At 68.3% G+C, this 9,164-nt stretch carries 6 protein-coding genes and 2 pseudogenes; 2 read left to right on the top strand and 6 right to left on the bottom strand.

Going from position 1 to position 9,164, the window contains the following annotated elements:
* The 5 genes and pseudogenes from ENSA5_RS23915 to ENSA5_RS23895 form a co-directional block, all read right to left on the bottom strand.
* Positions 1-415 (bottom strand): annotated as a pseudogene (locus tag ENSA5_RS23915) (hypothetical protein); the annotation flags it as partial.
* Positions 416-426: 11 nt separating this feature from the next.
* Positions 427-1,584 (bottom strand): hypothetical protein, encoded by a 1,158-nt coding sequence (locus tag ENSA5_RS23910; RefSeq protein ID WP_106394006.1) that lies wholly within the window; start codon positions 1,582-1,584, stop codon positions 427-429.
* A gap of 146 nt (positions 1,585-1,730) precedes the next feature.
* Positions 1,731-2,870 (bottom strand): hypothetical protein, encoded by a 1,140-nt coding sequence (locus ENSA5_RS23905; RefSeq protein WP_106394005.1) that lies wholly within the window; start codon positions 2,868-2,870, stop codon positions 1,731-1,733.
* Positions 2,871-3,016: 146 nt separating this feature from the next.
* Positions 3,017-4,171, bottom strand: coding sequence for a hypothetical protein (locus ENSA5_RS23900; RefSeq protein ID WP_106394004.1), 1,155 nt, complete (start codon positions 4,169-4,171; stop codon positions 3,017-3,019).
* A 154-nt stretch (positions 4,172-4,325) separates the two neighbouring features.
* Entirely contained in the window at positions 4,326-5,480 is a 1,155-nt protein-coding gene (locus tag ENSA5_RS23895; protein WP_106394003.1) for a gluzincin family metallopeptidase, read from the bottom strand.
* Between the two features lie 315 nt (positions 5,481-5,795).
* Between ENSA5_RS23895 and ENSA5_RS23890 the strand changes: the two genes are divergently transcribed.
* Both ENSA5_RS23890 and ENSA5_RS38150 read left to right on the top strand, forming a co-directional pair.
* A complete protein-coding gene (locus ENSA5_RS23890) occupies positions 5,796-7,031 on the top strand; it encodes a fibrinogen-like YCDxxxxGGGW domain-containing protein (protein WP_106394002.1) in 1,236 nt (411 codons plus the stop codon).
* 663 nt (positions 7,032-7,694) lie between these two features.
* Positions 7,695-8,594 carry a hypothetical protein gene (locus ENSA5_RS38150; RefSeq protein ID WP_181198077.1) on the top strand — a complete coding sequence of 300 codons (900 nt, stop codon included), beginning with the start codon at positions 7,695-7,697 and terminating at the stop codon, positions 8,592-8,594.
* Between the two features lie 199 nt (positions 8,595-8,793).
* Here the strand turns inward: ENSA5_RS38150 and ENSA5_RS38145 are convergent.
* Positions 8,794-9,164: pseudogene (locus ENSA5_RS38145) on the bottom strand (hypothetical protein); the annotation flags it as partial.

Here is a 9,164-nt window from a genome sequence, read left to right as displayed (position 1 = left end):
GGGTGAACCCGCCGATCAACAGCGGCGCCGCGGCCAGCCGGCCCATGACGTAGGCGCTCGAGGTGCCCGTCGAGACCAGGGTGTAGCGATTGGGCCCGTTCGGCTCACCCACCGACACGGAGAAGCCCGCCGCGCACCCGCGTACCCCGGTTGGGGCCACGTCCCAGGTCCCGAGGGTGCAGCGGGTCGAGATGATCGCGCCGCTGAGCTCGAGCGCGAAGCCAAGCCCGAGCATGACGCCGCCTCCCGCGAGCTGTCGCTTGGCTCGCTTGGGGAGTGGCGGCGCGCCGGACTCCACCGTGGGAGCTGGCGCCGCGCTCGGGCTCGGCGGCGCCGCGAGCAGCTGCGTGGGCGCGAGCGCGAGGGCGGCGAAGCAGGTCGAGGCGAGAATGGTTGCGCGTGCGTGTGTCGGCATGGCTCGGCTCCTCATGGCGGCATCGGCCTGTCGGCGTCGGTGAGCACGCGCTCGAACACCACGCGCGGGAGCACGACGGCGCCGTCGGGGTTCATATCGGTGGACAGGCGCCCTACCTGGCGCCCCCGCAGGCGCCAGGGCCACCTCAGCATGCCCGAGGTTCCGCCGTTTTTCACGCTTGCGGCATTGTATGGAAACGGGTTGCCGAACTCTGGCTCGCCGTGGCACTCGACCAGGTACATGCCCTTGGTGACTGGGTCCACGCCGGGCGGGAGCGTCAGGCTGACGTAGTAGTCGGTTCGCGTATCCGGGAGCTCGAGCGCGAACAGCCAGCCGGCGCCGCCGCTGCCGTCCATGTTCATGATGTCACCATCGTCGCAGTGAGCGTCGCTGCGCTCGACCACGAGCGGCCTGCCGGTCCAGGTGAAGGTCGGGAGCCCGTCGAGCTCGCAGGCGGGGTCATCGACCGACGCCAGGGGCAAGCTCTCGGCCAGCGCGGCCGACTCGGCCAGCGAGATGCCGAATGCCCGCCGCGTCGCCCGCTCGACGCCCGTTGCCGAGGTTACGCCGTCGAGCTCGACGATGAACTCGGCCATCTTGGTTGGCCCGTAGGTGGACTCGAGCGCGACCCACCAGGTGAAGGCGAGGCCGTAGTCCAACTTGTTGGGGTTGGTCACCTCGAGCGCCGCTCGCAGCTCCGCCGCGCTGAGGAACTCTGGCGAGGTCAGGAAGGGCTGGCCATATTCGATCACCGCGGAGCTCCAGCGCGAGGCAAAGGCTTCGTTGATGAAGGCCGGGTAACCGAGGAGTTTAGGGCCGTGCCCGCCGCGAGACGCGTGGGCGAGTTCGTGGGTATTGATCGGGTCATCCGAGAGCACGGTCGGCCGGTTCATGTTGCTGATCTGACAGCTAAATGACCCAAACCACGAGCACGCGTTGACGGCGAGCTCCTCGTCCCAAAAGTACTCGACCCCCGGCCCGAGCTCGTCGGGCGCCCAGCCGTAGTAGCCGCCGACCGTCTCGAGGAAGCGGTCGACGGTCGGCACCGTCCCGCCGCACAGCCGGACTTCGCTGTCGTCCCAGTGGTAGCTCACGTGGTCGCCAGCCTCGGTTGGCAGCTCGGTGCAGTGACAGCACGCGAGCGCGACCCCGAGCGCGGCGATGGACATGAGACGCGGCATGACCCTCGTCAGGAAAGCTAGGAGCACAGTTCACCGCCGACAAGCCGCCCGAGCGTTCTTCGTGTTCTACGCAAAATCAGCGTGGCGCCGGGGCCGGCGGCGCCGCGAAGCAAGTAGGCGCGAGGCTCGGCTGCTCATGGCGGCATCGGCCGGTCGGCGTCGGTGAGCACGCGCTCGAAGACCACGCGCGAGAGCACGACGGCGCCGTCGGGGTTCATATCGGTGGACAGGCGCCCAACCTGGCGCCCCTGCAGGCGCCAGGGCCCGCTCTGCACCTTGCCGTCCGCGAACGCGGCGTTGTACGGGAACGGGTTGTCGAACTCGAGCTCGCCGTGGCACTCGACCAGGTACATGGCCTTGGTGGCCGGGTCCACGCCGGGCGGGAGCGTCAGGCTGACGTAGTAGTCGGTCAGCGTGTCCGGGAGCTCGAGGGCGAACAGCCAGCCTGTGTTGTCGTGTCCCAGGTTCACGATGTCACCATCGTCGCAGTGAGCGTCGCTGCGCTCGACCACGAGCGGCCGGCCGGTCCAGGTGAAGGTCGGGAGTCCCTCCAACTCGCAGACGGGGTCATCGATCGACGCCTCGGGTAAGCTCTCGGCCAGCGCGGCCGACTCAGCCAGCGAGATGCCGAACACCCGCCGCAGCGCCCGCTCGACATCGTTCGCCGAGGTCGCGCCGTCGACCTCGACGATGAACTCGGCCATCTTGTTTGGCCCGTAGGTGGACTCGAGCGCGACCCACCAGGTGAAGGCGAGGCCGTACTCCAACTTGTTGGCGTCGTTCACCTCGAGCGCCGCCCGTAGCTCCGCCGCGCTGAGGAACTCTGGCCAGGTCAGGAAGGCCTGGCCATGCTCGATCACCGCGGAGCTCCAGCGCGAGGCGAAGGCCTCGTTGATGAAGGGCGGAAAACCCAAGATTGGACGGCCGTGCCCGCCGCGAGACGTGTGGGCGAGCTCATGGGTCTCGATCGGGGCGTTCGAGAACACGATCGGCCGGTTCATTCCGCTCTCACAGTTGAACGTCCCAGGCCACGAGCACGCGTTTACGGAAAGCTCCTCGTCCCAGAAGTACTCGACCCCCGGCCCGAGCTCGTCGGGCGCCCAGCCGTAGTGGCCGCCGACCGTCTCGAGGAAGCGGTCGACGGTCGGCACCGTCCCGCCGCACAGCCGGGCTTCGCTGTCGTCCCAGTGGTAGCTCACGTGCTCGCCAACCTCGGTCGGTAGCTCGGTGCAGTGACAGCACCCGAGCGCAACCCCGACCGCGGCGATGGACATGAGACGCGGCATGACCCTCGTCAGGAAAGCTAGGAGCACACTTCACCGCCGACAAGCCGCCCAGGCGTTCTTCCTGTTCTACGCAAAGTCAGCGTGGCGCCGGGCCCGGCGGCGCCGCGAAGCAAGTAGGCGCGAGGCTCGGCTGCTCATGGCGGCATCGGCCGGTCGGCGTCGGTGAGCACGCGCTCGAACACCACGCGCGGGAGCACGACGGCGCCGTCGGAGTTCATGTCGGTGGACAGACGCCCGACCTGGCGCCCCCGCAGGCGCCAGGGCCACCTCAGCGTGCCCGAGGCTCCGCCGTTTTTCACGCTTGCGGCGTTGTATGGAAACGGGTTGCCGAACTCGGGCTCGCCGTGGCACTCGACCAGGTACATGCCCTTGGTGACTGGGTCCACGCCGGGCGGGAGCGTCAGGCTGACGTAGTAGTCGGTTCGCGTATCCGGGAGCTCGAGCGCGAACAGCCAGCCTGTGCCGCCGCTGCCGTCCATGTTCATGATGTCACCATTGTCGCAGTGAGCGTCGCTGCGCTCGACCACGAGGGGCCGGCCGGTCCAGGTGAAGGTCGGGAGCCCGTCGAGCTCGCAGGCGGGGTCATCGACCGACGCCAGGGGCAAGCTCTCGGCCAGCGCGGCCGACTCGGCCAGCGAGATGCCGAATGCCCGCCGCGTCGCCCGCTCGACGCCCTTTGCCGAGGTTACGCCGTCGAGCTCGACGATGAACTCGGCCATCTTGGTTGGCCCGTAGGTCGACTCGAGCGCGACCCACCAGGTGAAGGCGAGGCCGTAGTCCAGCTTCATGGCGTCGTTCACCTCGAGCGCCGCCCGTAGCTCCGCTGCGCTGAGGAACTCTGGCCAGGTCAGGAAGGGCTGGCCATACTCGATCACCGCGGAGCTCCAGCGCGAGGCGAAGGCCTCGTTGATGAAGGGCGGAAAACCCAACATTGGACGGCCGTGCCCGCCGCGAGACGTGTGGGCGAGCTCGTGGGTCTCGATCGGGGCGTTCGAGAACACGATCGGCCGGTTCATTCCGCTCTCACAGTTGAACGTCCCAGGCCACGAGCACGCGTTTACGGAAAGCTCCTCGTCCCAAAAGTACTCGACCCCCGGCCCGAGCTCGTCGGGCGCCCAGCCGTAGTGGCCGCCGACCGTCTCGAGGAAGCGGTCGACGGTCGGCACCGTCCCGCCGCACAGCCGGGCTTCGCTGTCGTCCCAGTGGTAGATCACGTGGTCGCCAGCCTCGGTCGGCAGCTCGGTGCAGTCACAGCACCCGAGCGCGACCCCAACCGCGGCGATGGACATGAGACGCGGCATGACCCCCTCGCCGGGAAAGCTAGGAGCACAGTTCACCGCCGACAAGCCGCCCCAGCGTTCCTCGTGTTCTACTTCTACGCAAAATCAGCGTGGCGCCGGGCCCGGCGGCGCCGCGAAGCAAGTAGGCGCGAGCTTCGGCTGCTCATGGCGGCATCGGCCTGTCGGCGTCGGTGAGCACGCGCTCGAAGACCACGCGCGGGAGCACGACGGCGCCGTCGGGGTTCATATCGGTGGACAGGCGCCCGACCTGGCGCCCCCGCAGGCGCCAGGGCCACCTCAGCGTGCCCGAGGCTCCGCCGTTTTTCACGCTTGCGGCGTTGTATGGAAACGGGTTGCCGAACTCGGGCTCGCCGTGGCACTCGACCAGGTACATGGCCTTGGTGGCCGGGTCCACGCCGGGCGGGAGCGTCAGGCTGACGTAGTAGTCGGTTCGCGTATCCGGGAGCTCGAGCGCGAACAGCCAGCCTGTGCCGCCGCTGCCGTCCATGTTCATGATGTCACCATCGTCGCAGTGAGCGTCGCTGCGTTCGACCACGAGCGGCCTGCCGGTCCAGGTAAAGGTCGGGAGTCCATCGAGCTCGCAGACGGGGTCATCGATCGACGCCTCGGGTAAGCTCTCGGCCAGCGCGGCCGACTCAGCCAGCGAGATGCCGAACACCCGCCGCAGCGCCCGCTCGACGCCCTTCGCCGAGGTTACACCGTCGAGCTCGATGATGAACTCGGCCATCTTGTTTGGCCCGTAGGTGGACTCGAGCGCGACCCACCAGGTGAAGGCGAGGCCGTAGTCCAGCTTCATGGCGTCGTTCACCTCGAGCGCCGCCCGTAGCTCCGCTGCGCTGAGGAACTCTGGCCAGGTCAGGAAGGGCTGGCCATACTCGATCACCGCGGAGCTCCAGCGCGAGGCGAAGGCCTCGTTGATGAAGGGCGGAAAACCCAACATTGGACGGCCGTGCCCGCCGCGAGACGTGTGGGCGAGCTCGTGGGTCTCGATCGGGGCGTTCGAGAACACGATCGGCCGGTTCATTCCGCTCTCACAGTTGAACGTCCCAGGCCACGAGCACGCGTTTACGGAAAGCTCCTCGTCCCAAAAGTACTCGACCCCCGGCCCGAGCTCGTCGGGCGCCCAGCCGTAGTGGCCGCCGACCGCCTCGAGGAAGCGGTCGACGGTCGGCACCGTCCCGCCGCACAGCCGGACTTCGCTGTCGTCCCAGTGGTAGCCCACGTGCTCGCCAACCTCGGTCGGCAGCTCGGTGCAGTCACAGCACGCGAGCGCGACCCCAACCACGGCGATGGACATGAGACGCGGCATGACCCTCGCCAGGAAAGCTAGGAGCACAGTTCACCGCCGACAAGCCGCCCGAGCGTTCCTCGTGTTCTACTTCTACGCAAAATCAGCGTGGCGCCGGGCCCGGCGGCGCCGCTTCCACGCGACCTTTGTCGAGCCAGCTCTTCACACCGAGCCAGGCGTGTCGGCGGCCGTGTCGGGGGGTCCCGCGCCGCGCAATCGCGGCCCTATGCTGCCCCGATGCGAGCGAGCTCTCTCCGACGACCTTGTGTGAAGCATGCAGCCCTGACAGGCCTCTCGTCCCTGCTCTTGTCTGCTTCCGCGTGTATGTCCACCGGCGAGGTCGCGGGCGACGCGAGCACGCAAGCGCAGAGCGGCATGGGCAGCGGCAGCGACAGCGACAGCGGCAGCGAGGAGGGCACGGACGAGACCTCGACGGAAGCCGGCGAGGAGCTCCCGGTGTGCGGCAACGGCAAGGTCGAGGAGGGCGAGGAGTGCGATCTCGGCCTGCTGAACTCCGACAACGGCGGATGCACGACCGCCTGCGCGTTGGCGGTCTGCGGCGACGGGCTCGTCTACATCGGCAAAGAGGCTTGCGACGACGGGAACACCAAGGAGGACGACATGTGCACGACCCTGTGCGAGGCGCCGGGCTGCGACGACGGCTTGCTCAGCGGGTTGGAGAGCGATGTCGACTGCGGTGGCGGCTGTCTCCCGTGTGGCGTCGGGCTCAATTGCGAGGGCCCGGACGACTGCGAGACCTGGGGGTGCTTTGACGGCGTCTGCGGCTACACCCAAAGCTGCTCGGAGATCAACGCGGCCGTGCCCGAAGCCCCGAGCGGGCGCTACTGGATCGACGTCGACGGCGACGGCGACGGCGCGCCCTTCGAGGTCCTGTGTGAGCTCGAGCGCTCCGGCGGTGGTTGGACCCTGGTCCTGGTCTCGAGCGATGACGGTCAGGACACGTGGACCTACGAGAACCGGGCGTGGTTGGCGACCGACCCGACGATCGTGGGCGAGCTCGACGAGGTCAACCGCGACTACAAGTCCCGGGCTTACAACGAGCTGGTGTTCCGCGATATCCTCGCCGTGCATGCGCCCTCGGAGGTCTGGGCCGCGTACGAAGACGTGAGCCAGGGCAGCACGGACCTCGGGCACTACGTGGGGGCGATCCCTTCGCCGAACTGCGACTATGAGCTCGCGGGCAACGGCGTTGAGATGACCGACGGGACGCTAGAGTCCAACCTCGATGAGGGGGTCGGGCTGTGCGATACCGACCTGTACTTCAACCTCGGCGACCATGAAGTCAGCGTGGACTACTGTCTGATTTCGGCGGGTCATTCAAACGCGACCTATGGCTTGGCGTGGAGTAAGGGTGAAAACAACGGCTGCCCGTTTGATGATGCCAACTCTGCGGGCCTCGGTCCGAACAGCCCGTGCGAGAGTTGTGACAGCGGGACGGAAAAGGAGGAAGTCAACGGTCGAGGCTTCGCCCATGCTCTCGGCCTCAACACCGGCACGGCCGGCGCCGGCGAGAACTACATGGCAATCTTCGTCCGCTGAGGGCTCCTCGCCCGTGTTGGGTCGCCTGCACGAGTGAGTCGAGGCCGGGCCGACCAAGCTTCTGAGCTTGGTCCTCGTCTGCCCGGGGCACCACCGATGCGCCTCGCGGATCCGCTGCGCTGGACGCAGTCGGCTCGCGCTGCTTCTGCGAGGAAGCAGGCCTGAGACCGCCCCGGTCCAGGTCGACCTCCACCCAGGCTGGGCCCGTCGAGTCTCGCCGAGACTCGACCTGCTCCGAATTTGGATCCGGCCAGCGTCCGAGCGACCCGACCTGCCGGAATTTCGGCGCTATCGCCGCGCTGCCGCGACTCGACCTCGGCGAACCATGGGCCGAAGGAAATTTTTTGGAGGTCGACCTGCTCCAAATTCGCCCCGAGCCCAATTTTCGGGGGGGTCGACCTCCGCGAATTCGAGCCCGAGTCAGCCAGCGAGCCGGTCGACCTCCAAAAAATTTGCCCCTGCCTGCCCCACTGGGTCGGTCGACCTCCCCGAAAATTGACCCAGATTGACCCGAGCCGGAGGTCGACCTCCGGAAAATTCGAGCTCGGGTCACCGAGCGGGGAGCTCCGGTCGCGATTTTCTTCGCTCGGTCCATCCGGGGTCGAGGTCGACTCGGAGTGGATTCCGAGTTGCGCCTCGGCGTTCGTCGGCTACACGGTGTTGATGGTCATCCCACTCACCACTTTGTTCGGTCTGTACCTGCTTTCGCCGGGTCGACGCATCTACGCGCTCAGTCGAGTCCGCGAGCGCGCAGAGGCCCACGACGCGCCCGACCTATTCGGGGTCATCGACGGCGCGATCGCCCACGACCGAGGCACCCTCGAGCTCGACGCGAAGCGACGCAGAGCTCAAAACGCGAAGTCGCCATCGGTGCGCAAGCACGACACGGTGGTCGATCGCACCCTCGCCATGATCGAAAAGCTGCTCTCGCACTACGCCGAGGGCGAGCTGCCGCCCGCGACCGCGACGACCCTGCTCGGGACCCTGTTCCCGGTCAGCCTGTCCCATCACGTGCGCCTGCCCTTCGTCGAGCAGTCGGCGGCCAATGAGCGGGTGCTCGGGGTGCTCGAGGCCGACACCCACGAGGAGTGGCTCGACGCCCACGGCCTGCGCCCGCTGATCGTCGGCCTGCGCACGGCCCACGACGCGTTCAAGGCCACGCTCCTGGCCCGCGACTCCGAGACCGCGCCGAGCTGGGACGAGGTCCGGGCCGCCCGCGAGGTCGGCCAAGAGATGTATCTGGAGGTCGTGGCCAGCATCGTCGTGCGCTTCGCGGGCGACCCCGACCAGCGCAGCGCGGTGTTGGAGCCGATCTGGGACCAGAACCTGGCGATCCAGGCCTATCGTCGTCAGCGCCGGGTGCCCGTCGACATCGACCCGGACTCCGGCGAGCTGCTGCCCGACGAGGGCGAGGGCGAGGGCGAGGGCGAGGGCGAGGGCGAGGTGTTGGCAGGCGAGGGCGAGCAAGCGCTCGAGGGCGAGCAAGCGCTCGAGGGCGAGCAAGAGCTCGGGGCCCAGGACGACGCGCCTCCCGAGGGCGAGCAGCCGCCCGCGGGCTTGTAGAGCGACCCAGAGCGAGGCTTCCACGGAAGCCTCGCTCGCGTTTTGGCGCTGGCGGACAACGCTGCTAGCAGCCCGGGCTGCTAGCAGCCCGGGCTGCTAGGGAAATGGCGAGAACATCGGCGACGACGAGACCCCGGCGGAGGCTGGGCCCGTGCCCTTTCGCTGAGCTTGGCTCGTGTCCGCTGACGGCGGCGGGTGGTCAGGCGCCGGGCAGCTCGAGCTCGCGCTGGAAGTAGGCGTAGGCCTGGGCCATGTCGGCCTCGCGGTCGCAGCGGTCGAAGGGCGGCTCGAAGGGGCCCTGGGCGTCGGCGGCCCAGTCGGGCAAGGCGGCGCCGGGCTGGGCGTCTTGGATCTCGCGCCACTGCTTGCGGGTCACGCCGACGCCCGCGAGGCCGCGGTTGACGGTGAACACGATCTTGCCGCGCTGGTCGTAGAAGGTCTCGTTCTCGTACTGGCGCAGGACCGGGAACTGGACGCGGTAGATGAGCTGGAGCTCGTCGATCGTGAGGCCGAGGGACAAGGCGGCGAGGGCGTCGAGCTCGACGAGGGCCTGGCGGCGGGCGTAGGGGG

The sequence above is a fragment of the Enhygromyxa salina genome (assembly GCF_002994615.1).
GTDB classification, from domain to species: Bacteria; Myxococcota_A; Polyangia; order Nannocystales; family Nannocystaceae; genus Plesiocystis; species Plesiocystis salina_A.
This window is presented reverse-complemented; position numbering and strand designations above follow the sequence as displayed.